Source organism: Streptomyces sp. NPDC017520 (assembly GCF_044329855.1).
GTDB lineage: Bacteria > Actinomycetota > Actinomycetes > Streptomycetales > Streptomycetaceae > Streptomyces.
The window spans coordinates 101,343-124,510 of the sequence record NZ_JBIRKB010000007.1 but is presented as its reverse complement, the minus strand read 5'-3'; the positions used below and the strand labels follow the sequence as shown (position 1 = coordinate 124,510).

The window sequence follows — 23,168 nt, the reverse complement described above, 5'->3', positions numbered from 1 at the left end:
GGTGGGTTTTTGGGGGGCGGGGGGGGGGGGGCCCCCGGCGCGGCCGGGCCCCCCCCCGCGGGGGGGGGGGGGGGGGGGGGGCGCGCCCCCCCCCCACCCACACGCTCCGCCCACCGCCGTCCGGGACCGACCGCGTCGGCGGCCGGCCCCGCTCTCCGGCTCACGTACGAAGGGCGTCCCTCCGGGACGGCTCAGCCTGGCCCGGCTCGCAGCCGGCCGGAGCGTCCGGGCCGCAGCCGGCCCTCCCGCTCCGTCCGGACGCCGGGCCGAAGGGCGTGCCCTTCGGGCACGACGGCGCTGTCCGTCGCGCTCCGCACGACCACGGGCGGCACCCCTGCAGCGAGGCCGCGGCACGCCGCCGACTCCCCTGAGGTACCCAAAAACACCCGCATGCCCGAGAAAGAGTGCGCCGTGCGTCAGGACCCCCGGCCGGAGACTCGTCTCCGCAGGCATGTCTCTAGATCGCCAGGCGGACCGCGATCCTCGCCGTCGGTGCAGCCAACGAGGCCATGACCGCCGTGGGCCGCAGCCGATCCGGTGCCGCGATCGCCGCCAGCGAACGCAGGATGGCTTGACCTTCCGCCCGGGGAGGAGCATGCCGCCCGGGCGCACGCCCGTCACTCGTCGCGCAGTCGGCGTACCGCGGTGATAGCCCGTACGGCTTTCTCGGCAAGTGACGGCACCTGATCGAGGACGTAGCCGAGTACGAGAACGCACCCACCGAGCACTGCTACCGAGGCTGTTGCCCATCCGACCGTTTCCATGCGTCCGACGTACCTTCCGTGAAGGTGGTCGGTTCGGTGGCATGGCTGCTCGAACCGACCACTGTTGCTCTCAGTGATCAGGTCGAGAACCAGGCACCGCACGCCGTACTCGGGTATGGACTTGTACCGGAGCGGCAGCTCCGTTCTCCCCGGATGCCCGAAGGCGAGGAAGGCGACCGGGTTTGTGCAGTGCGGTGACTTCACCCGATAGCCAGAAACCTAGATTCCATTGCTCGGCCACGCCGCAGGATGAGGATCACTCGTGTCGTTATCAAGTCGTGATGATCGGTAGGCTGGCTGGCGCTGCGTTTGCGCGCACCACGGGTGACCTATCTCGTGAGCAACCCCGAGTCTGGAGCCCCGGTGGTCGAGGTTCGTTGGGTGCCGGCCAGAGCGAAAGGCAGCCTCCGGCGGGTCCTCCTCGGAGGGGGTGAGGGCTGGTCGGTCGGGTGCCGCGCCGTCGTGGTGCGGGTGGTGAAGGCGGGGTTCCCTCCTCGGCCGGACACCCCAAGGGGCGTACCAGGAACCCGGGCACGGCGTCCAGGCCAAGCCGCTACGCGGTCGCTACGCGAGCCCGGACACCGCGCCCGCAACCCTGGTACGGCGGAGCTGTCCGACCGAGGAGGGAACCCCGCCCAGGCCCGTTGTGGCCGGGCCCGGCCGGGCGGGTGCGGGCCGTGGGGTGTGAGAAAAGGCCAGGTCAGAGACCCTATCCGGGTTGACCCGACCCCTAGAATGTGGTTTAATTAGTGATGCCGGAAGGGGAGGGCAACCCCCGACCGGCACACGGCAGGCCGACCGGCCGCCGACAACCTCTCTCGCCAGGAGAACGAACGATGAACACGCCTCTCACCGTCGCAGAGCTGGCCCACCCGATCGCTCTCGAACTCGGCGGCAACTGGCGACCGCAGCCCGCGCGCCACGGCGTCCAGGAGCTGGACCACGCCGCCACCTTCACCCATCTGGACGGCCGACAGCTTCACCTCTCCGAGCGGTTCGACGACCCCGGCCACCTGCACATCCGAGGCGCATTCCCCGCCACCGGCTACCCGTTCCGCAGGGGCGAGCGCGACACCGTCCGAGTCGCCATGACCGAGGACCCGGCAGGCATCGCGGCCCGGATCGCCACCGACCTCATCCCCGCCCACCGTGACGTTCACGAGCGGGTGACCGAGCACAACCGCGCACAGGCCGAGACGCGGCGTGATGTCGAGGAGGCCGCACGCGATCTCTCCGCCCGCCTCCCCGGAGCCCGGACCCGGGTTGATGGCACATCTGCTTTCGTTTACATGAACCTTGAACCGGGAGAGGTTCGTATCGGACTCGACGGCGACGCGGTGAGCCTCGTACTCAACGACGTGCCCCGGATTATCGCCGACGCCGTTGTATTCGCGGTGAGCCGCTTTCTCCCCAGCGTCCAGACACCCGAAGACGAGTACGGCGAATGCGTCGACGGATACGCCCTCTAATTCCCCACGTTTCAGGGCGGCGCGCTCCCGTGGCGCGCCGCCCCGGGCAGAAAGGCCCTGTGATGAGCGCCGATATATTCGTCATCGAGCCGAAATGGATCGTGCAGGCCCCGCACCTCCGGTGCACCCTCAAAAGCGCTCTTGCGCTCCAGGCCACACAAAATGTGTGGTCCAGTACCGAGCACATCAACAACGCCGTAGCGATGGCTTACGGCGATCAACTCCCGGACTCCGGGCGTTGGGAGCTGACCCGCTCCCAAATCCGCACACTCAAAATCGCCATTGAGTGGCGCAGTGCCAAGCGCGCGGCCAGCGACAAGAAGACCTCCCCAGATGTCCTCGAACACTGGACACAGATAGAGGACGAGGTCATAGCCGCATACCGGGCCGTGAGCAACGAGGCGGGTTTGTACTGGATTTAGGGGTTGTCGACCATTCAAGAACATGGTTTAATTAATTGTGTCGGAAGGGGGAGGGCAGCCCCCCGACCGGCACCGTGGGGCCAGCCGGCCCCGGACGATCTCTCACCAGGAGGACCGCGACATGCCCCGAAAGCCGAAGATGACCGACGAAGAGCGCCGGGCCTACTCCGCCAAGATGCGCGGCGAGCTCGAAGCTGTCATGGGTCGCGCGTACGGCGCGATGGTCGCCAGTGAAGACTTCTGGGCCACCGTCATGCGCACGGCCGCGAACCTGACCCACCCAGACCGCGACGACCGCAGCCCCACCAACTGCATCGCCATCGCCGCCCAGCACCCCAACGCCACCCACGTACTCAGCTCCGGAGACTGGCGAAAGGCCGGACGCTTCCCGGTCAAGGGCTCCACCTCCCTCCGCATCTGGACGCCGATCAAGCGGCGGCCCGAGGAGGGGCAGGAGGCCACGGCCGCCGCCGATGGCGGACAGCGCGAGGCCGCCGGGGAGACCGCCGGGGATGAGGTGCGCAAGGTGTCCGGCTTCAAAGCCGGGCCGGTTTTCGACATCAGCCAGACCGACGGCGACGCCTACGAGCCGCCCACCGCCGCCCCGCTCGCCGCCGAGGTCATCCGCGATGTCCTGGTGAACCAGTACCGCGACCAGTACCACGAGGACCCCGAGCAGGCTGGAGGGTTCGACTTCACCCAGGATGCCCCCGACAACGCCGTTCGCATCCTGCTGTACGGCCACGCGTGGCGACGTATCACCGAGGTGGACGCGCCCCTTCCCGGCCAGCACGCCGCCGAGGTCGCCTCAGCCGCGCACGTGGCCGCGCTCATCCTCGGAATCGATCCGGGCCCCGCCGTCATGCCGCCGCTCGCGGGCATCGTCACCCAGGACAGGAAGCCCCCGGTTCACGAGTCCGCCGTACGGGCCATCGAGACCGGCCGTGCCATTGCCCACGCCGTCACCACGGCCGCCGAGCACCGCCGCGAACTTGCCGTGACTGGTTGACCCAGACCCAAGAACATGGTTTAATTAATGGTGCCGGAAGAGGGAGGGCAACCCCCCGACCGACACCGCCGCCGGGGCCGACCGGCCCCGGCGGAATCTCTCACCAGACAGGACGCGACATGCTCACCACCGACAAGAAGCCCACCGCGCAGGACTTCCCCACCGCGACGCTCGTGATCGGCGGCCCCTGGTTCCGGGGCCACCAGCTCGACACCCACCCCGCCGTCGTCGTCGGCCCGTTGGGCGGGCCGGAGTTCGCGGACGAGGCCACCATGTCCGTGGTCTGGTTCTTCACCCTCGGTGCCCCGCAGCCGGGCGACAGCGTCCAGGCGATGTTCCCGCACGAGCTGACCCCGCTTGACGACACGCTGACCACGATGCACCAGGACACGTTCCGCGACATCGTCCGCGACCTGCGCCGGGGACGGTTCGCCTACGACGACGGGGACGCGCTCCGCGCCGCCGTCCGCCAGGCATGTCGCGAGCGGACCGGACTCGCCGACGCAGACCCGGCCGCCCGGCACACGCTCCACCGCAGCTGACACCACGGCCCGCCGGTCCGGGGGGAGGGCAACCCTCTGGACCAGAGGGCCCCCAGCACCCCAGCGGACACCCCTTCGGGGCGGCAGGACAGGTCCGGTGCGTTCACCGCCGCCGGCCGACTCCGCCGCAGGCGGCTCCGCCGACCGACGACGGGCACCGGACCGCAGCGGACGCGCCCCGCGGGGGCGCGACAGCCCCTGTCGTCGCGCAGGCGCGACGACCCGCGAGCCGATCGTCCCTCACGGCCCGCGCCGGTGGTGCAGCGCCGCTGCCAACGCACGGTCCGCCCTGCGGACGGACCAAACTCTCACCAGGAATAGCCAGTTCAGTGACTATCGAGATCACCCACACCCGCCGAGAAGGAACTCTGATCGAGGGCACGAGCCGTGGTGACGGATCGGCCGAGATCCTGCGACTTCGCGAGTACGGCCGCACCCAGCGCCAGCCCTTCCGCTGGAGCAGGAGCCTTGACTGCTGGTACCTCCCCCACAGCCGAGACCACGCCACCTACACCCCCTCGCTCGAACTCCTCGCGCAGCGACTCCGAGACGCGGGCTTCGAGGTCACGCTGACCATCGACAACGCCGACCGCCGATCGTTCTCCGACGCCGAGAAGGAGCGGGAGGAGAAGGCCGAAGGCCGGGCGGAGAGGTTCGGCGGATACGCCGCCAGCGCCGCCCAGAATTCCGAGGCCGCGTGGAAGTCGAGCCACGAGATATCCGAGCGGTTCGCCTTCGGTCAGCCCATCCTCGTCGGCCACCACTCCGAGGGCCGCGCCCGCCGTGATCACGCGCGGATGGACAACGCGATGCGCAAGAGCATCGGCGAGCGTGACCGTGCTGACCACTGGACCGGCCGGGCGCAGGCCGCCGCGAACTACGAGCGCTTCAAGAAGGACCCCGGCCGCACGCTCCGCCGTCTCGACAAGCTGCGGGCCGACCTCCGCGCGGTCGAGAAGTGGCAGCGCGGCGAGTCCGCCAAGGGGTTTTCCCGGAGTCCGGCAGACCCCGAGCTGGAGACCGAGCACCAGGAGCTGACGGAAGAGATCCAGCACTGGGAGCAGGTCATCAAGGACGCCGAGGCCGAGGGCTTCAAGATGTGGTCGAAGGCTGACTTCACGCGCGGTGACTTTGTTCTCTACCGAGGCACCTGGTACGAGGTCCTGCGGGTCAACCCGAAGTCGGTGACGATCCCGCACATTCACAACGGCGTCGGTCAGCGCGTCGTTCGCGCGGCGGACAACCGTCACGACGGCTGGACCTGGACCGCTCCCTACGACGACGTATCCGGGCGCAAGAGCGCCAACGAGATGCAGCAGCCGACTCGGGCCGAAACCGCCGAGCACCAGGAACAGGCCCAGCAGGCCCCGCCGATCAAGGAGCCGGTACCGGCGGCTGAGACGTGCCCTACCAGTCACCCCAGCCCATGGCACGCGAAAGCGCGCCGCTGGGCTCTCTCTCAACACGCCCCAGAAGGGAGGTCGACCCCGGCGACGGCCCCCGCCGAAAGGGCAAACGGGCGGGAGGGCATGGCACTGGTGCTCATCACCTCGAAGAACTCCCGCCGCTCCCGCAAGCGCGCCTTGTGGGCGATGACCCGCCGCGAGGCACAGGCCGTATGCGGCGACCCCCGCACCTCCGGCCGCTCCTACATGCTCACCTGGACCGACCGGCCCGGCACCGAAGGCTCCGACTGGGAATGGGTCCCGGACAACGGCAGCCACGCTCCGGTCCTAGACGAGCTGGGCATCACTCCGCGCCGTGAATGGACCGACGCCCCGCAGGCCCCGGCCGAGGCCGCGTAACCGCGCCCCTACCCGTCCCCCGGCTGCCGAGTACGCCGGGGGGACGGGCCCCTCTCTCACCAGAACAGGGCACCACCATGACCACGCAACTCCTCGAACGACCCGCGACCATCACCGTCCCCGACACCGAAGCGGGCAGGCTCATCGTCCCCGCGACCGAGGGCAGCACCACCGTCCCGACGTACCGCGTCGGCTCCCCCGACATCCAGTGCCGATACCCCGTGATCGTTGGCGAAGACCAGGTCATCGGCCGCGCCTACAGGTGGCACCGGGATTGGCTCGTCCTCACCACCGAGGGCGAACGCAACCTCCGCCGCCCGCCCAAGGGGACCCCTGGCACCGATATGGCCGCCGCCCATCTCGCGGAGGAGTACGCCGCCGGTCGGATCGGTGCCGTCCCCTTGGACCAGGTGCTCGCCGAGGCCCCCACACCGTTGTGCGGGCCGGTGCCTCTCCTGCACCCGCGGATGCCAGTCAACGATCGCAACATCGAGGGCGCGCAGATCGCGTTCGCGGGACTCCTGGCCCACCACTGGCGGGCCGTGCTCACCGGGTTCCCCGGCAGCGATAACCACTGGTTCCTCAGCTGCGAATTGTGTGACTGGCAAGGCCCGAAGTTCTGGAGCCACTTGCGCGGGCGCAACGGAGAGCCGCCGAGTGCGCGCCGTCACAAGGGCGGGTGCATCGGAGAGGAAGAGGTCCGCCGGTTGATCCCCGCCTACCACTAGCAGCCGACCGAGGGGCGGCGGCAGCGCGCCGCCGCCCCTGCTTTCCCGAAGGACAGCACCGTGCCGACCCACCACACCCCCGAAAGCATCGTCATCGCCGACACTCCGGCCTCGATCCTGGAATGGGCCGCCCGCCACATCGAACACGTCGGCATCCACCAGGGCCCACGCCTGTTCGACGGTCCCGGCCGTACGGCCACGTTGCCGTGCTGGCCGCGCGGCGCCCTCGAAGTCGCCGCTGGCCACGGGCGGGGAACCGCCGGCCGGACGTACGACTGGGACCGCATCGACCGTGCCCGTGACCAGGCGTTCGCCATCCTCGCGAAAGTCCTCACCGGTCACCCCGTCGACCCCGCCACCGCCAAGGCCCGGCACCGCGAGGCCATCGACCGGTGGAGCGCCGAGCCCGGCCGTACCGCCGCCGACGCCGCCCGCGCGTTCCGCACCGCCGCCGCCCGCGTTGAACACTCCCTGTTCTGACACCCGCCGCCCGACAGCATCCCGAGTCATCGAAGGCCCACACGATGGACGAGACGACAGAAGACCGCAGCACCACCAGGACGCCGAGCCGCCGAGGAGCCGCCACCCCCAGCCGGGACGGCGTCCACCGGCTCAGCGTCCCCCTCCACCCCCGGCTCAGCGCGACCGAGCTGATCCGCGTACTCCTCGCGGCCCCGGGGGAATCCGACCTATCCGCCCTCGACCCCGTACAGGTCAGGTCGCTCATCGCCGATGTGCTCACCCAGCACGGCTATGGCGTGCTCGACCGGTCGCCGTACTACCCGGAGCTCGACCGCCACCAGGACGCCCGCCGGGCCGTGCGCCGCGCGTACGGGCCGCGGTTCCTCGACGCCCCTGACGAACAGGCCGTGCTCGCTGATCCGCTCCGCGAAGTCCTCGCCGCCGGAAGCAGGAAGCCGTGACCGCCACCGTCGCCGAGCCGACCGGAGCACGAGCACGGCAGACGCACTATTGGCGAGTGCGCAACGCGCGGACGAGCCACCGCCCCGAGAGCGCCGGGCAGGCGTGGCACATCCAGCCCGGACACCCCGGCGGCGCGTACTGCGACCTCGGCCACGAGCTGGACCCGCCCTCACACCACGCGCCGACCCTGCTCTCCCGCAGCCGGCCGACCGGCCGCCAGCGGGACGAGCAAGAGTTCCGCGGCGGGTGTCTCGCGTGCGAGTGGGAAGGCCCCGTGCACTCCGGCGACGGGTTCGGGAACGGTGACAACGAGGCGGTGGAGGACTCGCACGACCACTGTTTCCCCGGCTGGCGGACGCTGCCACCGATCACCACGGCCGAGGACCGGTGGGCCGTCCCGCGGAACCGGAGCCGCTGGGCTCAGCTCATCGCCCGGTACCCGGCGGGCTGGATCGACCAGGGCGCCCCCGTCGTGGCCTGGCGCCGGTACCGCCGCGAAGCCCACGCTCCGCCGCACGCGGGGCGCCCCCGCTACGAGCTCCACGTAACCCGGCCATCCAACGACCGGGGCCGACGCCCCACAGATCAGGGGGCCCTCTTCTGATGACCGCCGTCGTCCGGATCAGAGCCCCGCCCCGCTCAACCCGAAGGTGGTTTAATTACTCCGCCGTCAGCGGAGCGGGCAACCTCCGACCGGCCGCGCGTCCCACGGGGCGCCACACCCCAGACAACAGATGACGGCCAGCGCACAAGGGCAACAAGGCGCTGGCCGTCGGTGTCTCTCTCACCAGAAAGACCACACCATGCTATGTGACCGACACCCCGACTGTCCCCAGCCCGGCGACATCGCCCAGCTCACCAGGGGTAACAGCATCGGCGCCGATCCCGGCGACAGCTTCGTCATCGTCGAGGACTTCCCCCCGACCGGTCGGCACCTCGTGCTCAACCTCCCCGTCGATGACCCCGGCCGCGCCGACTGGGCCGCCGCCGTCCCCCTGGCCGACATAGCCACCCTCACCCGGCTCGAACCGGCGGGCAGCCGTACGTGGGCGCCGGCCCCGGACCCGGACGACACCCTGTGACCGCGCCGAGCGGTTGCGACCCCGACCAAGAACAGGAGGCGACCGTGTCCCGCAAGACCGGCCGCACGCTCTACTCACGCGCGGACCTGCGCAAGGTCCACGGCATCAGCGAGCCGACGCTTCAGAACCTCTGGACCGACCGGGAGAACAACGGGCACCCGCCCGTCGCGGACACCATCGACGGCGTCATGCACTGGGACGGCGACGTATGGGCGACGTGGCATCACGAGTTGCAGCGGCAGCGCGCCGCCGCCAGCACCACCAACCCGCCGAAGCTCGACGGCGACCCCGAAGAGATGGTCGGCCCCGCCGAAGCGGCGAAGGTCTGTGGGTTCGCCGACTCCACCACCGTCTCCCACTACGTCAAGAATCCGCCCGAGGGGTGGCCCGAGCCGGACGACTGGGACGAGCTTCCGACCCGGCGGCGTCCGAAGTGGAAGCGCTGGAGGCTGTGGCAGTACCTCGCTGACCGGAAGGGCCGCGGGCACGCCGGCGGACGGCCCGCTGGCCGCCGCGGACTGGCCTACCCCTACCAGGGAGACGAGCGGCTGACCCTCGCCCGGCAGGCCATCGCGGCGAACCCCGGGGCGAAGAACGCCGAACTGATCCCGCAGCTCCAGGGCCAGACGGAGAAGACCTACTCCCGTCCGACCTGGAATTTGATCCTCAAGTCCGCCCGCGAGCACCCCGAGGAGTGACCCGTGCCCGACGCCCGCTGTCCGCGCTGTGGCGGCCCGCTCGGTGAACGGCCCGCACGTTCCCGGCTGACCACCGACCGCGAGGTCTTCATCTGCACCACGTGCGGTACGGAGGAAGCCGTGCGCGAGGCCCACGGTCAGGCGCCGGTGCCGTTCGGCGAATGGCCCCTGAACACGTAGCCGTCGGCCGAGCCCCACGGCCAGCATGACGAAGGTCCCCGCTCCGACCCGGAGCGCGGACCTTCGTCATGTCACCAGGCGCTTGCGGGTCGGGCAGGGCCCAACCAAGACCGCTCGACACGACAGCGGGGCGACGGACCATCGGCTACGAGCGCTCCGGAGGTCGGGAGCCCTCTCCCCTCCGGCCGTTCGCTCGGGTGCGGGGGGTGGAGTCCCACGTTCCGGCCCGAACCGGCCCGCCGCGCCGGGCCGGTACGCCGGGGAATCCGAGGCCATCCAGTACGGGCCCGACAGCTCGGCGAACCGGCGGGGAGCCGCCGGGTTCGGGGTCTGCTCCGTACGCAGACCAACGACACAGCCCCGCGCAGGTACCGCGCCGGCATCGGATCGTCACACCGCCTCAGCGCGTACGGCACCTCAGACCGTGCACCTTGCGCAGAGGTAACAGTCCAACAGAACAACAGGCTCCAGGAGCCTGATCCGCAGGAGCGACGAGGCCGATCCGAGTGCCCGAGGTTCTTCCTCGTTGATCATGATCTTGAATTTAGAGGACCAAGGTATCGTCACTTCGTGACGATACGATCAGCCAAGACGACCGAATCTGACCGGATGAGAGCGGGGGGTGAGCGGGCCGATGGGGTGGGTGACCATGATCGGCCCCTCCGACGAGCAGGTTGAGTACCGCCTTACCGGCGGCCACGGCTGTGGGAAGTCCGTAGCGGTCGACGCCGCCCCCCTCGTCGCCGCCATCGAGGCCAAAGCCGAAGCTGCCGGTGCCCCCGTCGCCTCCCTGCTCGCCAACCGCGAGGCCAAGCGCGCCTTCTTCCGCGCCCGCGGACTCATCCGCAGTAAGGGCACCGCGAGGTTCACCGGCTTCGACGCCGTCGAAGTCGCTGCCGCAGCTGGACTCGACGCCCGCGACCTCTACGGCGAACAGACCCTTCCCCCACGGCCGACCGACGGACAGGTGGAGTACCACCTCGATGCCAGCGAACGCCCCCTGGTCTGGGTCGGAAACGGCCTCACCGAGTTCGACATCACCCCCGGCAGCACCCTCGCCCCCGAGCAGTTCCCGGCCGCCCGGCGCCTCATGCTTGGGGAAGACCCCCGGACCGGGCAGACCCTCGTGGACCCCAAGCTGGCCATCGCGCCGGCCGCCAAGCTCCCCGCCGCCCCACTGGCCCGCGCCATCCGCCGCGCCGCCGCCGAACGCAGTGTGAACCCGACCTCCCTGCTCGACTCCAAGCGCAAGCAGGACGCCTTCCGCCGGATGGAGAGCCAGCTCAAGCGGTTCGGCGAGACGCACCGCGTCCCCGTCTCCACGGTGCTCAAGCTCGCCGACGCCGTCGGCATCGACGCCGTCGACCTCTACGGCGAGGACACGGTGGAGAAGGCCGTCGCCGCCGAGGCGGGCGGCCACCTGGACGCCCGTGCACTCCTGCGCGCGGTCGAGGCCCGCGCCACCGAGACCGGACAGCAGCCCGCCGACCTGTTCGACGCCGCGTCCCTGAAGCGCCGGTACGCCCAGACCGAAGGCGAAGGTGCACGTCGTCTCCGGGACCTGCCGATGGACGTCCGCGAAGCCGTCGCGATGGCCAAGGCGGCAGGGCTCACGCCCGAGGACGTGTGGGACGCCGAGGAGATCAAGGCCGCCCTCCTCGAAGGCCGCGTGCAGGTCGGCAACCGCGGTGCCGACGTCACCTTGGACCTGGCGAAGTCGAAGTCCGCGTTCCTCGCGTACGCGCCCGAGGAGATCGCCGCCCAGGTCGAGGGCATCTACACGGCCGCCGGCCGCGAGTCCATCGGCGCCCTGGAGCGGTGGACCGCGTACGCCATGCGCGGCCACCACGGCGACGGCGACGAGGCCGAGACCGTGAAGACGAGCGGGTTCTCCGGCTGGATGATGGTCCACCGCGCCGCCCGCCCCGTCGACGGCGCCCCGTACGGAGATCCCCACTTCCACTTGCACTTCACCCTCGCCAACATGGTCAAGGGCACCGACGGCAAGTGGTCCACGATGGCCAGCGGAGGCCGCGACCTCCACCGGCACACCCGCGCGACCCAGTCACTCATGAACGCCCGCATCCGCCGCGAGCTGACCAACGAGTTCGGCATCAGCTTCCGCCGAGAGGAACGGACCGGAGCCTGGGAGATCGCAGCGATTCCCGAGGCCACGATCCGGCTGTTCAGCAAGCGCGACAGCCAGGTCCGGGACCTGCTGACGAAACTCGGCATCGACTACGACAGCGCCACGACCCGCGAGCGCACTGCCGCCTCCACCGCGTCCAAGGCCGCGAAAAACGGCGAGGCCGCCGGGGTCGGGGACGATGTTCTCCGCGCCTACTGGCAGGCCGAAGGCCGCGCGGCCGGAGACGACCCCGACGCCATCGCAGCCAGCGCGATGGAACAGGCCCGAGCCGACCAGAACCCTGGATTGGACGAGCTGTGCGCCCAGGTCTTCGACCCCAAGACCGGCTTGACCAGCCACTCCAAGGAGTTCACCCACGCCGCCGCCATCGCCGCCGTGCTGGACGCCCTCCCGTACGGCGTCGCGGACGCCGCCGAAGCCGAACAGCTCACCAACTCCGTACTCCGGCACGCCGGATACGCGGTCCAGCTCAACCCGAAGGGCGCCCAGCACTTCGCGCACGCCGACCGGTACACCACGGCGGATGTCGTGGCGGCCGAAGCGTTGATCGTCTCGGAGGCCACGAACCGGCTCGGGGCTCAGGCCGCCGTCGTCAGCAGCGACACGGTCGACATGACGCTGTCCACCGTCGAGGCTCAGCACGGCGGCAGCTTCACGTTCTCCGATGAACAGCGTGCCGTCCTCGAACGGCTGCTCACAGCCGGGCACGGAATCGACGCCGTCGTGGGCATCGCCGGATCGGGCAAGACCACGATCATGGACACCGCGCGCCAGGCATGGGAGGCGCACGGTCTCGTCATCGCCGGCGCGAGTACGGCCGCCGTCGCCGCCGCGAACCTGAAGGCCGAGGCGGGCATCGAGTCCCGAACCCTCGCGTCCTGGTTGACCGGCATCCGCAACGGAGGCTCCGGCCTCACCGGCGTGGACGTGTTGGTCGTGGACGAAGCCGCGATGTGCGATGACCGAGATATCGCCGAACTCCTCACCCACGCCGCGGAAACCGGAACGAAGATCGTCGGCATCGGTGATCCCAAGCAGCTCCACTCGCCCGGCATCGGCGGCAGCTTCGCCGCCGTGCACCACCTCGTGGGCGGGCTCACCCTCAGCCAGAATTTCCGCCAGAAGGACATGGTCGAGCGCCGGGCCCTGGAGCTGTGGCGCGACGACAACCGCGTGGAAGCGCTCCGTACCTTCGCCGGGACCGGTCGCGTGCACGCTCTCGCGGACAAGGACGCCACCCTCGCCGCGATGCTCACCATCTGGGCCGACAAGCGCGCCGCGCACACAGACGACCACACCGCCGTGCAGCAGCTCCTCATGCTCGCCGCCACCAACGAGATCGTGGAAGAGCTGAACACCGGCGCCCGCGCACTGCGGAAGGAGAACGGCGACCTCACCGGTCCCGAGCACGCATACGCGCTGCCCGGTGGCGACGAACTGACCCTGTCCGTCGGTGACCAGGTCCTCCTTCGGGTCAACGACTACCGGGGCAAGAAGAGCCGAGGCGAGAACGAAGACGTCCTGAACGGCTACCGCGGAATCGTGCGCGCCGTGGACGACGAACGCCGGGTGCTGGTCGAGTGGCGAGAGAAGACCGAGGACGGTCACCGTGACGTTGCCGAATGGGTGGACGCCGACTACATCGCACAGGGCGGCCTCAGCCTCGGATACGCGATCACCGGCCACAAGTCGCAGGGCCTCACCGTCCAAGAGGCTCTGGTCTACGGACCCGGCGCTCAGGCGAACGCCCTCTACACGATGATGAGCCGCGACAAGAAGGAGTCCCACCTCTTCTTGCCGCTGTCCGTCTACGAGACCGACGCCGACCGCGCCCGCCACGGCGATGCACTCACCGACCAGGAACAGCTTGACCGCGCCGTCGCGGGCCTCATCCGCGAGATCGAGACCGGCACCGAGGAACGCATGATCCTCACCGAACTCCCGAAGAACCAGGTCCCCGCCCACGTCCGCCAGGTCGTAGCAGACCTCCCGATCCCGCGCGCCCCCGGCGCCAACGAGCACCACGACGCAGACACTCCCGAACAGGCTCCGGAGCACGAGGACCGCCCCGCACCGGCGAACGCCGAGCCGACCACGGAGCCGGCCACACCCTCGGGACCCGCGCCGACGGCTGACCGTCCATACGCTCACCTCGGGAACTCGGCACTGCGTGACGCCGTGCGGAAGGCCGCCATCGCTGCCCGCGCCACAACGATGGCGGCCGACAAGGCGGAAGCCGCCGCCGATCGTGCAGAACAGGAGGCTGCTGCCGGTGCAGGCCCCAATTCGCTCGCGCACCAACGCTGTCATCAGGACGTTGCCGAACGGGCCGTGGCCATTCGCGAAGTCCGGCTGCTGGACGGCACGATCGCGGAACGCACCGCTCGACTGACCGGCACCGAGGCCCGTATCGAGGGTCTTGAACAGCAGCTGTCCGCGACGGGCCGTTTCGGGCGGGCGGCAATCCGCGGTGACGAGCGTGCTGCGGTCGAGGCGGACCGGGAAGCACTCCTTCGTACCCGTGAGGAGACCGTCCAAGAGCTGGAGCAGATGGACACGCGGCTCCAGGAAGTTACCCGGCAGGCCGGACCCGTCAACGAGCACGAAGCTGTGCTGACGGAAGCGGACATGCCGCAGCAGGAAAAGGCCGCGCTGCTTCGGCGGGCCAAGGCCAAGGACAACGAGGCAGCCAAGCAGCTCCGGGCTGAGGCCATCAAGGCTCGCAGCACTGCTCACGGCGCAGACCACCGCGTGTCCGGCCTCCAGAAGGAGACGAGTCTGCGAGCCCAGCACGGACGTCAGCACGTCGATGCCGATGAGTCCGCCGTGCCCTCAGCTCCGAAACCCGACTCCTCGTACGCCAACCGAACCGCGGTGGACCACACACAGCCCGCACCGCCGGACAGCGCTCACGACGCACCGCCCGTGTAAGGAGGGCCCCGTACCTTCCTAGGTCGGCGGAGCGAAGACCGCGTTGTCCGGCATCCGGTCGCGGAACGCATCGGGGATGGTGCCCATGAGCCAGAGCCGGCGCGTCACGTGCACGGTGCCTGTGGGATCGTCCAGCAGGACGTAGCGGTTTTCCCCGCCCCCTACGTAGCCGATCTCCGGCGGGAACCCTTGCTCCTCGGTCCAGGACAGATAATGGACGCCGTCGATCCGAAGGGCACGACGGCCGTCCGGGTCTTGGTCGCCGAGCATCGCGTACCCCAGGCACATCAGCCAGAAGTCACAAGAGCTGCACACCCGGTATGCAGCCATCCGCGCGCCGACACCTCGGATCTCCCGGTCTGTCCCCTTGTTCGGGCACAACGTGCACCGGAACGACTGGTACACCTCGGGTGTACGGGCCCGCCTCATGCGCCGTAGGCGGCGGGCCTGCGCCGGACATGCTTGCACCGGACACCGCGCGATGTCCTGGAGCGAGGGTTTACGGGACGCCCCGCAGTCGGTGCACTCGCTCGGCCAAGGCATTGGCTACGTAAGTGAGAACGAGGCACGGGTGTAGCTGACTTCCAAGAACGCTCAGACGACGCAGAGGATGCACATGTCGGCGACTTGCAGAAACGGGCTGCGGCGTGTCGAGCCGACCCTCGTTCGCCGTGCGGTCAACCTCACCCCTCCTCTGACCCGCACGCCGCCGTGGAGGACGGTGGGGAGGGCTGACCGTGTTCAGGTGCGGACTGAGGCCGGTGAGCCCTCGTCCGTGTGGACGAGGCGGGGTACGAGGCGGACGTAGGCGACCATGCCGATCACCTCGACGAGGGTCTGGGTGACCACTACGACTGCGGCCACCGACAGGGCATCGGGCAGGGCGAGCGCGAGGGGCAGGACGACCAGGGAGTTGCGGGTCGCGCCGGTGAAGACGACCGCCCGCGAAGCGGGGGCGTCGAGGCGGAACAGGCGGGCGACGGCCTTCCCGGCGAACGCCATCACGATCAAGAACACGGCGTAGAAGGGGATGACGGCGGCGACGTCGGTGAGGCTGTCGCCGAGCTTGGGGACCTGGGAGGCGACCACGACGAACAGGGTGGCGGCCATCAGCGGGACCATCGTGGTGGTCGCGGCGTCGGCAACCTTCTGCCCGGCCGGGCGGCGGCCCGCCCACGCCTGCAATGCCCAGGCCAGTGCGAGCGGGATGACGATCAGGATCAGGAACGCCTCGACGAACGGGCCGACCTCGACGATGTCGGCCAGCTGCGAGCCCATGAAGAGGTACAGGAATCCGGGCAGTAGAAGCATCTGCACGACCAGCAGCAGCGGCGTGGCGGCCAGGAGGCGGCGGCTGGAGCCACCGGCCAGTCCGGAGAAGACGATCACGTAGTCCACGCACGGACACAGCAGCACCAGCAGGACACCGATCCGCACTGCCTGGTCGGCGGGCAGGAAGACGAACATCGCGGCGACGACGAGCGGCACCACCACGAAGTTCACCAGCAGGGCGGCGGACAGGAACCGTCCGTCGCGTAGGGAGCGGAGGAGTTCGGCGGCCGGGACCTGGAGGAAGGTGACGAACAGCAGGGCGCCGAGCACCGGGTTGATGGCGTGCTCCAGGCCCGGCCCGGCTGAGGGTGCCGCCCAGCCCACCAGGGCGCCCGCCGCCATGGCGCCGAGGTACACCGCGATCTGGTGGTGTTCCATCTGCTCGACCGGACCCGACGGTTCCTGCGACACCCGACTGCTCCCTCGCTTCGTACCGGCCCGCTCCTGGTGGCGGTCCGCTTCACTCATCCTCACAGGCCGACGGGCCGCCTTTCGCCCCAGGTCAGCGCGCGCGGCCGTCCGGGGCTGTGCCGACGGTGGGCAGGCCGAGGTCGACCGGGCCCTCCGTCGTCGTCTTGCAGGCGGAGGCACGGCGTCGGCGGTGCAGCACGTAGGCGCCCACGGTGGCGGCCACCGCCACGAGGGCGAGGGCGGGAATCCAGAGGGAGGCGAGCGCGGAGGCCGCACCGATGCCGCCGAGCAGGGCCAGCAGCGGGCCCGCGCAGCACACGGCGCAGGCGGCGACCGTGGCGAGTCCGGCGCCGACCGTGCTCCACGGACGGGGGCTGCGGGAGGGGGAAGGGGCGGGATGGCTCATGCGGTGACTCCGAACAGGTCGGCCAGGAGCGGGGCTCCGGCTTCGGGTGCGCGCACGGTCAGCTCCAGTGCGTCGGGGGTCAGGTGCAGGGTGAAGTCGAAGAACGAGCAGCAGCCCTGTTCGGCCGCGGCCAGGGCCGCGACCTGCCCGGCCAGCTCCGCGGCGACCGGGAACGTAAGCCGCAGGCCATCGGGGATCTGCTCACGGGTGGTGGCCCGCTCCACCAGACGCCGCCACTCTTGGGTGCGGCCTTCCAGCTCGGGGCCGCCCAGGGTGCAGGCCACCGGCGCATCCCGCCACGGCTCGGGCTCCGGTGCCGGCTCGGCGGGCCGGGTGCGCGACAGCGTCACCGGCACCGGACCGGCCGCCACCGCCGGAGTGGTGGTGCAGCCGCAATCCGGCCCGCACCCGCCCTCCGGCGCGGGACCCGCAAGATCGGCGTACACGGCGGCCAGATGGGCGGAGAACGCCGACAGCTCGGCGATCCTGCCCTCGGTCTCCGCGATCCGGCCCGCGACCAGCGGCACCATTCGCGTACGGACCGCCGCGCACACCCCCTCCTCCCGAACCTCCAGGAGCTCGCGGATCTCCTCCAGGGCCAGGCCCAGGAGCTTGGCCGAGGAGATGAAGCCCAGCCGCTCGACCGCGTCCTCCCCATACACGCGATAGCCCGACGGGGTCCGCTCGGCCGGGAGGAGCCCGGCGTCCTCGTAGAAGCGCAGTGTGGTGGCGGGAACGCCGCAGCGTTCCGCCAGCTGCGAGATCCGGTAGGTGCTCATGCCTCCGACGGTAAACCTTCGACCCGACTCGAAGGTCAAGCGCAGATAGGCACGAGACGCGCAGTTCCAAGGCGCGGAGGTCAGCCCCTGGCGGTTTACACGGCTCGCGGCCGACCTATGTCCCGCTTTCCCGGTGCAGGATCGCCGCCCTCGCTGCCCAGGCCAAGACGCTCTGTCCCCGCATTGACAGCCCAAGCCGGTTCCAGTGAAAGATCACGTGATAGCTGAGCACCTGCCTCAGCCCCCGGTCGAGCATCCCGTCCTGTACGGCACGGCGGAGTTCCTGCCCGGTGCTGCGGAAGGCGGCGGCCCACTCGGCGACGGGCTCCAACAGCCCGCCGGGGCGCAGCAGGACATCACTGTCGGCGAAGAGCAGCGGCCGGATCTCCTGCGCGCGGGCGTCGAGCCGGTCTGCCGGGACGTCGCTGACGGCCGATCGGTGCTCTTCCGTGATGACGCGGTGCCACACGTCCCCCTGCTCGTACCACTCCAGACTCGCGGCACGCATCATGATCGTGCAGAGGAGAACGGACAGCTCGCGCGGTCCCACGGCCAGGTCCCCGCGACGCCTTAGTTGTTGCGCCTCTCGGCTGTCGGTGACGAACAGCGCGTGGGCAGCCGTCATGCTGACCGCGCCCCCGAACGCTGCGGTCTCCGGCTCGTAGACCCCGGGCCACCACCGTCGCAGATGCCCGTCGGAGACAAGACGGTCGAAGCCGTCGCCGAGGGTCAGTTTGGTTCCGGCCTCGGGCTGGAGACGAAGGCGCAGGCGCCAGCACGGGTGCTTGCGGGTGTACCACCAGCCGCTTATGAGCCCCGCGGCCTCTGCCTCCCGAAGCACGGGGAGCACGTGCGTGGTGAAGGTGGTGTCGGCGTCCGTCCAGTCGGTGAAGTGGAGGTACACCTGCCACCAGTCGGTGGCGGCGGCGTGGCGGGCCAGGGCCTCCCGGCCGGCTTGGTCGTAGACCGCCACGGCGTCGGACAGGATCGTCGGTTCCGTCCCGTACTGAGCTGCGACCTCGGGGATCGGCAGGCCGGTGAGGGCAGCGGAGACCGCGCGCTGGATCGGGCTCGGCTCCGTCAAGATCAGTTGATCAAGAGACATGCGTCCCATCCGGAGATCGGGGCCTGCTGTGAGGCGTAGGTGGTGAGAGCGAGCGCGGTACCGGCGTCGCCGTTGATCAGGCCGGGCTTGGGAAGGCACGGCTGGGCGTTCGCTGCGAGGGTGTCGCCGAGGCGCTTCAGGAGGGTCTGAAGGCGGGGGTCGCGAGCATCGGCAGCGGCGCGGGTTGCGGTCTGGTAGATGCCTGCCCAGCCGTGGCACAGACCCGAGTCGGTGACGTGGGCGAGCTGTTCGGGGTCGGTCAGGGCGCGGTACAGGGCGTCCTCGTAGAACGCCTGGACGTCGGGGGCACGCAAGGCGAGCCCGGCGAGTTGCCCGGCCCGTGCGATGCCCGTGGTTCCGTAGCACCAGCTCGGCCGGGCGGGAGCGTCGTGGTGGGGGCGCCCGAGGTCGAGATCGCGGCGCGAGATGTGCTCGGGCCACCAGGGACCGGAGGGACTGAGCTGGCACCAGGCGTCAAGGTGTTCGCAGATGCTCCAGATGGCTTCGCGGTGACCGCTGACGGCGATGCCGCGGCGCATGGCCTGGGCCAGCAGGAGGAGCGGACCGGTGATGCCGTGGGCTGCACCGAAGTTGCCGTGGCCGCCCGGGAAGTGGGGGGACTCGCCACGGGCCGGGTCGTGGCGGACCCACCAGCCCGGCAGGCCGCGGCCGTCGGGGACAAGGGGGCGGGTCAGGGCAACAAGGTACTTCAGGACCCGTTCCAGGGGGAGCCCTTCGGGGTCGGTCCGCAGGAGGTACGCCCCGATGCCGGTGAGGCCGTAGAACAGGTCGTACTCGGCGAACGTGGGCAGGTCGCCCTTGCGGATGCGGGTGAGAGCGGCGTCCACACGGCGGTGGGTCAGGTCGGTGATGTGCTGGTGCAGGGTCCGGCGCGCCGGTTCGTACAGGTGCTGGAAGGGCGGCGGGACGGTGGTGAGGACGAAGCCGAGGGCCGGGGCGCCGAGGAATAGTCCGGCGGTGTCGGCCGCGCTGATGTGCCCGGCCGCTGTGGCGGTGATCCATCGGTGGGCGGGGCGCCAGGAGCCGCCGTGACGGCTGGCCATCTCGATGTGCAGCAGGCTGATTCCGGCGGCGCCGTCGGCGAGGGACTGCACCGCCCACGGCTCGTCCGGAGGCGGCGGAGCGGGTTGTGCGAGGTAGGCGGTGTACTGCTCCAGGATCGTCGCGGTGGTGGCGGCCGGCGCGGTCATCGGGCGGCCATCCTGTGCTGGAGGGCCGCGGTTCGTACGAGCCGGATCGTGGTTTCCTCGGCGCGCGGGTCGACGCCCAGGGCCCGGACGTGGTGCTGGTGCAGTAGCGACCGGGCGACGCCGAGGGGATCACGCTGGCCGGTCAAGGTGTTCCGGTAGGTGTCCACAGCGGCGGCGCGGGCCCGCCATGCTTCGGCGACCGCAGGGCCGCCGGGGAGGGCCGCGAGCGCGGAGGCGCCGCTCGGCGCGGCGAGTTCGAGCACTTGGATACGCAGGGCCCGGTTCAGTCGCCCCGTGCTCTGGGGGAGGTTGCGCACCAACCACTCCTCGACCGCCGCGATGTTCGGCGCCAGGGGGGTGACGAGGTGCAGGGCGCTGGCCGCGGCGAGGGCCTGCGGGGCGACGGCGTCGGTGCGCTCGGTGAGCTGGATCTGTGCGAGGGCGGCGGCGGAGTCTGCGGCGAACACCTGGTGCGCGGCGTCCATGCCTGCCTCGCTGCCGAAGCGCCCGGTCTGCGGCTGGTAGGGAGCCAGGACGAGCCCGGCCGCCAGACCGGTCCTGTGCAGGCTGTCCGCCCAGGTACGAACGTGTTGTGCGGCAGCCCCGTAGGCGTCCGGCGGCAGGTGCAGCGTGAGGTCGAGGTGCTGGTCGGCGTCCGGGCGGGCCATCTCCCGGTGCCTGGTGAACCACCAGAGGGGCGGGGTGTCGCCGAACGCGGCGAGAAGGCTGGGCAGGTGGCGGCTCAGGATCTCGTCGTAGCGGCGCGGGTGGGCGTGGAGCTGCGCGAGCAGGACGTCACCGGCGCCCGGAAGGTGCCGCCCGGGGGCCGGCGGGGCGGCGGGGCGCGGCCGGGGCACATCGGCGGTGTCCGGCTGCAACCGGCCCAGGGAGAGCCAGATCTCGTGTGCCCGGCCGATCCAGCCGTGGGCGTCTGCGTCCGGGACCTCGCGCAGTTCCAGGCGCCGGGCGTTGTCGAGGTGGGCGCGCAGGGTCCGACGGTGGACCGGATGGGACAGGTCGAGGGGGAGGCGCTGGTCGTACTCGATGATGGCGACCTGCATGGGGACTCGTAGCCGGTCCCGCCATGCGGTGAAGGCGTCCTCCCACTCCTTGGTCGTGGCTTTGCGGCCGGGTAGGTCGTCGGCCATCAGCAGCCATCGGGCCTGCGTGAGGATAGTGCGGCGGTAGCGCACCCGAGGGAGGAACGGGAGCCGGGAGCCTGCGCCGAAGTCGAACGGCTTGTAGGCGGCGTACCTCCCGTTGGCCACTTCGGCGAGGAACCGGGCCAGTGGTGGGGTCTGTGTCCCGCCTTCCAGGGCGTGCAGGACCCGCACGTCGATGCGCCGGCCGGTGGAGAGCTGCACGAGGTGGAAGCTGCGCGGGTCCGCGGTGACGGCGATGTCGGCGAGCGGGATCGTCGTCTCGTCCGTCTCCTGGTGGCCGGACAGCTCGATGACGTGCGGCAGCAGCCGCGGCGTACGGGTGACGTTCTCGTTGCGGTGGCGGCGCGGCGGGAACACGAGCTGCGCCGTGAGGGCGTCCGGCGCCCCGTGGTACGTGGCGGCGAGCGCGTCCTGATGCTCGGGCGGCAGGACATGGGCGAACCGGCCGGCCATGCTGCTGCCGGGGCGGGGAACCGCGGTGAGGAGGACATCGAAGGTGCCGCTGGACAGTGCCCGGGTGCTGGGTGAGTGGACTTCGAAGGCGGCCTCCACCCGGGGTACGAACAGCCGCTCGTCCTCTCCGGCGGCCATCTCCAAGGCGTCGACCATGTCGTCCGTCAGCCGCAGTTCATCGCGGCCGTCCAGGAGGACTTGCTGCATCAGCGCGAGCAGCAGTTCATCGCGGTCGGTGCGCACCTTCGGGGTGGCGCCGCGTTCGGAGCCGACGTATCCGGCGGGCAGGCCGAGGCCGCTGTCGGCGACCAGGTCCATCACCGGCACCAGGGCGCCGACGCCGTACCGGTCCCGGAAGCGGCGGTGGTAGTCGCGCCAGTGCTGGTAGCCGTAGGGCTGCGGGGTGGTCCGGTAGAGGGCCGACACAGCTGCTTGCACTTCCGCGATAACGGACTGCGGGAGCTGCGTCTCGCAGTCGAGGGCGGTGTCAATGAGCAGCGGTGTCGGGGTGACGCTGGTGAGGTCGCGCATCCGCGCGGCGACGGCGCTCACGCTGGTGTCGGAAAGCGTCGGCTGGTGGGCAGACACGTCGTCGCGCAGCGCGTATAGCGCGTGGACCAGGTCCCGCACCTCGGGGACGTCGTCCGCCTGGTGCCGGTCCAGTTCGCGGCACAGGTGCTGAAAGCCGTCCACGGTGGTCATGGGCGCCCAGAGGCTGGTGATGAGGAACTGCTGCCCGACCAGGCTGGTGAGAAGGGCGTCGATCTTCTCCGGTGTCGCCTGCGGGAAGCGGTCGCGCAGGTGGCTGTGGAGGTCGCCGTAGAGGATGGGGGTGCGGGCCCCGTCCATGGCGGCGGCCACCGGCCGGGCGTTGCGGACGGATATCTCGACCGGGGCCAGCAGGACGGCGTGGCCGTCGGAGGGCGGACCCGGTGCCACGAGCCGGTCACCGCGGGCGCGGGCGGCGTTGTTGGCGACCAGCGGTAACCGCTTCAGCAACGCGGGGGTGCGCTGGAGCCGGAGAACCATGTCGGTGACCCATTCGGCGTCCGGCCGAATCATCGCGCGGTGCTTGTCGCGCCACCGCGCGCTCGCCCGAGGCCCGACCGACACCGGGGCGGTGCCGGCGAACAGCCCGAGCGGGGTCGGCCGGTGCTGCCACCGCAGGAGGTAGGAGACCGTCGACAGCGCGGTGCGGCGGACGTGACGGGGCTCGGTCTGCCGACCCCGGACGACGGCCTCGATGGCGTCGGACAGGACGGGGGTGGCCAGCTCCAGCGCGCTGCGGAAGTCCTCACGCTGCCAGATGCGGTTCAGCCATCCGCGGGTGACGGCCACGTTGTCCAGGTCGAGGGTACGGGGGATGTCTGCCGGCCCGGGGCTGGTGGTGGCGCGCAGCATCGCAACGCCTTGCCACTGGTATCCGGCGGCTGCTCGGGAAGCCATGAGGCCCTTCCATGAGGCGGCGCGGGGAGGGGGAGAGGGGCCTGTGGGCCGGGGGGAGCGCGTCGCCCCGCCCCCCCGGCCGGGGGGGGGCGGGTAAAGCCCGGGCCCCCACGCAGGGAACCCACCCGCCGGCAACCCGCCCCCCCGGGGGGGACCCCC

20 protein-coding genes are annotated in these 23,168 nt (G+C 70.8%); 13 read left to right on the top strand and 7 right to left on the bottom strand.

Annotation, left to right across the window (positions count from 1 at the left end; genetic code table 11):
• Positions 1-1,600: 1,600 nt before the first annotated feature.
• From ACH4KB_RS18590 to mobF, 13 genes are all read left to right on the top strand, one after another.
• The gene (locus ACH4KB_RS18590; protein WP_398066980.1) at positions 1,601-2,233 is read left to right on the top strand and encodes a hypothetical protein; all 633 of its coding nucleotides are present in this window, start codon (positions 1,601-1,603) and stop codon (positions 2,231-2,233) included.
• Positions 2,234-2,295: 62 nt separating this feature from the next.
• Positions 2,296-2,655, top strand: coding sequence for a hypothetical protein (locus tag ACH4KB_RS18585; protein ID WP_398066979.1), 360 nt, complete (start codon positions 2,296-2,298; stop codon positions 2,653-2,655).
• Positions 2,656-2,776: 121 nt separating this feature from the next.
• On the top strand, positions 2,777-3,664 hold the full coding sequence (locus ACH4KB_RS18580) for a hypothetical protein (RefSeq protein WP_398066978.1): 888 nt from the start codon (positions 2,777-2,779) through the stop codon (positions 3,662-3,664).
• A 119-nt stretch (positions 3,665-3,783) separates the two neighbouring features.
• Complete coding sequence (locus tag ACH4KB_RS18575; protein WP_398066977.1) at positions 3,784-4,206, top strand: DUF6409 family protein; 423 nt, start codon at positions 3,784-3,786, stop codon at positions 4,204-4,206.
• Between the two features lie 329 nt (positions 4,207-4,535).
• Positions 4,536-6,011 (top strand): DUF3560 domain-containing protein, encoded by a 1,476-nt coding sequence (locus ACH4KB_RS18570; RefSeq protein ID WP_398066976.1) that lies wholly within the window; start codon positions 4,536-4,538, stop codon positions 6,009-6,011.
• A gap of 77 nt (positions 6,012-6,088) precedes the next feature.
• Positions 6,089-6,739 (top strand): hypothetical protein, encoded by a 651-nt coding sequence (locus tag ACH4KB_RS18565; RefSeq protein WP_351051540.1) that lies wholly within the window; start codon positions 6,089-6,091, stop codon positions 6,737-6,739.
• A gap of 60 nt (positions 6,740-6,799) precedes the next feature.
• Complete coding sequence (locus ACH4KB_RS18560) at positions 6,800-7,219, top strand: DUF6197 family protein (protein ID WP_398066975.1); 420 nt, start codon at positions 6,800-6,802, stop codon at positions 7,217-7,219.
• A 44-nt stretch (positions 7,220-7,263) separates the two neighbouring features.
• Positions 7,264-7,662 carry a DUF6181 family protein gene (locus ACH4KB_RS18555; protein WP_398066974.1) on the top strand — a complete coding sequence of 133 codons (399 nt, stop codon included), beginning with the start codon at positions 7,264-7,266 and terminating at the stop codon, positions 7,660-7,662.
• Positions 7,659-8,267, top strand: coding sequence for a DUF6349 family protein (locus ACH4KB_RS18550; RefSeq protein ID WP_398066973.1), 609 nt, complete (start codon positions 7,659-7,661; stop codon positions 8,265-8,267). The genes ACH4KB_RS18555 and ACH4KB_RS18550 overlap by 4 nt, the downstream gene beginning before the upstream one ends.
• A 199-nt stretch (positions 8,268-8,466) precedes the next feature.
• Positions 8,467-8,745, top strand: coding sequence for a DUF6211 family protein (locus tag ACH4KB_RS18545; protein WP_398066972.1), 279 nt, complete (start codon positions 8,467-8,469; stop codon positions 8,743-8,745).
• A gap of 44 nt (positions 8,746-8,789) precedes the next feature.
• Positions 8,790-9,443, top strand: a complete 654-nt coding sequence (locus ACH4KB_RS18540) for a hypothetical protein (protein WP_398066971.1) — start codon at positions 8,790-8,792, stop codon at positions 9,441-9,443.
• Between the two features lie 3 nt (positions 9,444-9,446).
• Complete coding sequence (locus ACH4KB_RS18535) at positions 9,447-9,623, top strand: hypothetical protein (protein WP_398066970.1); 177 nt, start codon at positions 9,447-9,449, stop codon at positions 9,621-9,623.
• A 649-nt stretch (positions 9,624-10,272) separates the two neighbouring features.
• A complete protein-coding gene (mobF, locus tag ACH4KB_RS18530) occupies positions 10,273-14,703 on the top strand; it encodes a MobF family relaxase (RefSeq protein WP_398066969.1) in 4,431 nt (1,476 codons plus the stop codon).
• A gap of 18 nt (positions 14,704-14,721) precedes the next feature.
• On the opposite strand, the gene ACH4KB_RS18525 is transcribed toward mobF, so the two are convergent.
• The 7 genes from ACH4KB_RS18525 to ACH4KB_RS18495 form a co-directional block, all read right to left on the bottom strand.
• Positions 14,722-15,033, bottom strand: coding sequence for a hypothetical protein (locus tag ACH4KB_RS18525; protein ID WP_141760734.1), 312 nt, complete (start codon positions 15,031-15,033; stop codon positions 14,722-14,724).
• 411 nt (positions 15,034-15,444) lie between these two features.
• A complete protein-coding gene (locus ACH4KB_RS18520; RefSeq protein WP_398066968.1) occupies positions 15,445-16,446 on the bottom strand; it encodes an arsenic resistance protein in 1,002 nt (333 codons plus the stop codon).
• A 91-nt stretch (positions 16,447-16,537) separates the two neighbouring features.
• Positions 16,538-16,852: a hypothetical protein gene (locus tag ACH4KB_RS18515; protein WP_398066967.1), complete on the bottom strand. Its 315-nt coding sequence runs from the start codon at positions 16,850-16,852 to the stop codon at positions 16,538-16,540.
• Entirely contained in the window at positions 16,849-17,631 is a 783-nt protein-coding gene (locus ACH4KB_RS18510) for a heavy metal-responsive transcriptional regulator (RefSeq protein ID WP_398066966.1), read from the bottom strand. Before ACH4KB_RS18510 ends, ACH4KB_RS18515 begins: the two co-directional genes overlap by 4 nt.
• 115 nt (positions 17,632-17,746) lie before the next feature.
• Positions 17,747-18,715 carry a thiopeptide-type bacteriocin biosynthesis protein gene (locus ACH4KB_RS18505; RefSeq protein WP_398066965.1) on the bottom strand — a complete coding sequence of 323 codons (969 nt, stop codon included), beginning with the start codon at positions 18,713-18,715 and terminating at the stop codon, positions 17,747-17,749.
• A gap of 2 nt (positions 18,716-18,717) precedes the next feature.
• Complete coding sequence (locus ACH4KB_RS18500) at positions 18,718-19,947, bottom strand: lanthionine synthetase C family protein (RefSeq protein WP_398066964.1); 1,230 nt, start codon at positions 19,945-19,947, stop codon at positions 18,718-18,720.
• Positions 19,944-23,009, bottom strand: coding sequence for a lantibiotic dehydratase (locus ACH4KB_RS18495; RefSeq protein ID WP_398066963.1), 3,066 nt, complete (start codon positions 23,007-23,009; stop codon positions 19,944-19,946). The genes ACH4KB_RS18500 and ACH4KB_RS18495 overlap by 4 nt, the downstream gene beginning before the upstream one ends.
• Positions 23,010-23,168 lie beyond the last annotated feature (159 nt).

Bases quoted from the DNA above. Each gene is read 5' to 3' on its own strand.
- ACH4KB_RS18590 (WP_398066980.1), top strand. From the start codon at position 1,601: ATGAACACGCCTCTCACCGTCGCAGAGCTGGCCCACCCGATCGCTCTC.
- ACH4KB_RS18585 (WP_398066979.1), top strand. From the start codon at position 2,296: ATGAGCGCCGATATATTCGTCATCGAGCCGAAATGGATCGTGCAGGCC.
- ACH4KB_RS18580 (WP_398066978.1), top strand. From the start codon at position 2,777: ATGCCCCGAAAGCCGAAGATGACCGACGAAGAGCGCCGGGCCTACTCC.
- ACH4KB_RS18575 (WP_398066977.1), top strand. From the start codon at position 3,784: ATGCTCACCACCGACAAGAAGCCCACCGCGCAGGACTTCCCCACCGCG.
- ACH4KB_RS18565 (WP_351051540.1), top strand. From the start codon at position 6,089: ATGACCACGCAACTCCTCGAACGACCCGCGACCATCACCGTCCCCGAC.
- ACH4KB_RS18555 (WP_398066974.1), top strand. From the start codon at position 7,264: ATGGACGAGACGACAGAAGACCGCAGCACCACCAGGACGCCGAGCCGC.
- ACH4KB_RS18545 (WP_398066972.1), top strand. From the start codon at position 8,467: ATGCTATGTGACCGACACCCCGACTGTCCCCAGCCCGGCGACATCGCC.
- mobF (WP_398066969.1), top strand. From the start codon at position 10,273: ATGATCGGCCCCTCCGACGAGCAGGTTGAGTACCGCCTTACCGGCGGC.
- ACH4KB_RS18525 (WP_141760734.1), bottom strand. From the start codon at position 15,033: ATGGCTGCATACCGGGTGTGCAGCTCTTGTGACTTCTGGCTGATGTGC.
- ACH4KB_RS18515 (WP_398066967.1), bottom strand. From the start codon at position 16,852: ATGAGCCATCCCGCCCCTTCCCCCTCCCGCAGCCCCCGTCCGTGGAGC.
- ACH4KB_RS18510 (WP_398066966.1), bottom strand. From the start codon at position 17,631: ATGAGCACCTACCGGATCTCGCAGCTGGCGGAACGCTGCGGCGTTCCC.
- ACH4KB_RS18500 (WP_398066964.1), bottom strand. From the start codon at position 19,947: ATGACCGCGCCGGCCGCCACCACCGCGACGATCCTGGAGCAGTACACC.
- ACH4KB_RS18495 (WP_398066963.1), bottom strand. From the start codon at position 23,009: ATGGCTTCCCGAGCAGCCGCCGGATACCAGTGGCAAGGCGTTGCGATG.